Below are 974 nucleotides of genomic sequence, written 5' to 3' on the forward strand. Positions count from 1 at the left end.
AGCCTACACGGACGTACTTGCGGCGTCCCCGCACTCCGACACCGCCCCGCCACCCCACGGAAAGCCCGCTGTTGCTGTTGAGGTTGCCGGCCAGCGGCCGGCACTACAGCAGGTGCAGGGCGCAGCCCTGCCGGCCAACCTACCTTCGCGGCAGGTAGGTCACCAGTGACAGGTCATGCCGGCTCTCCGGCACCAGCGCCACGTACTGCAGGTCCAGCAGCCCGCGCGTGGGATGGTTCAGCTTCTTCGCACCTTCGTCGAAACGACGCACGTCATGCTCCGGCCACCACTGGCGGAACTGCTCGCTGTGCGCGCCGATGTCCTCGGCCAGTGCCAGGAACGGCGCCTTGTCCGGCGCCTGCGCCATCGCCGCGCGGAAGCTGGCCAGCAGCCCGCGGGTCATTTCTTCCCAGTTGAGGATCAACGTGCGGTACGGCGGATACAGGAACATCAGCCGCAGCGTGTTGCGTTCGTGCGGCGCCAGTTGACCGTAATCAACAAACAGATCGGCGATGGCCGGGTTCCAGGCCAGGATGTCGAATCGGGTATTGCGTACGTAGGCCGGGATCGGCTGCATCGCCTCCACCAGCTGGCGCAGGCCGTCGGTTACCGTCTCATCGGGCGATTCCAGCGGCACGCCATAGCCGGACAGCGCGAACGCGTAGGCGCGCTCGTCGTCGCTCAATCGCAGTACCTGCGCCAGGCGCTCCAGCACCTCGGGCGAGGCGCGCACTTCGCGGCCCTGCTCGATCCAGGTGTACCAGCTGACACTGACCCCGATCGCCAGCGCAACTTCCTCGCGCTTCAGGCCCGGCGTGCGTCGACGGCCGCCTGGCAGCCCCAGCGTTGCGGGGTCGACCCGCGCACGGCAGGCCTTGAGAAAGCCTCCCAGTTCCTTGCGTTCGGCTTCACTGCGCATCATCGCCCTGCCCTGCAGGTTTCAACGGCGTTGCGGGACGCCGAAGACGTCCCGC

The 974-nt window shown here is 67.6% G+C and carries 1 protein-coding gene; it reads right to left on the bottom strand.

Going from position 1 to position 974, the window contains the following annotated elements; translation table 11 throughout:
* Positions 1-139: 139 nt before the first annotated feature.
* The gene (locus TEP_RS10260) at positions 140-922 is read right to left on the bottom strand and encodes a helix-turn-helix transcriptional regulator (RefSeq protein ID WP_132825211.1); all 783 of its coding nucleotides are present in this window, start codon (positions 920-922) and stop codon (positions 140-142) included.
* Between the last annotated feature and the right edge of the window lie 52 nt (positions 923-974).

Origin of the sequence: Stenotrophomonas sp. TEPEL (assembly GCF_004348785.1) — a bacterium.
GTDB lineage: Bacteria > Pseudomonadota > Gammaproteobacteria > Xanthomonadales > Xanthomonadaceae > Stenotrophomonas > Stenotrophomonas indicatrix.

Bases quoted from the DNA above. Each gene is read 5' to 3' on its own strand.
- TEP_RS10260 (WP_132825211.1), bottom strand. From the start codon at position 922: ATGATGCGCAGTGAAGCCGAACGCAAGGAACTGGGAGGCTTTCTCAAG.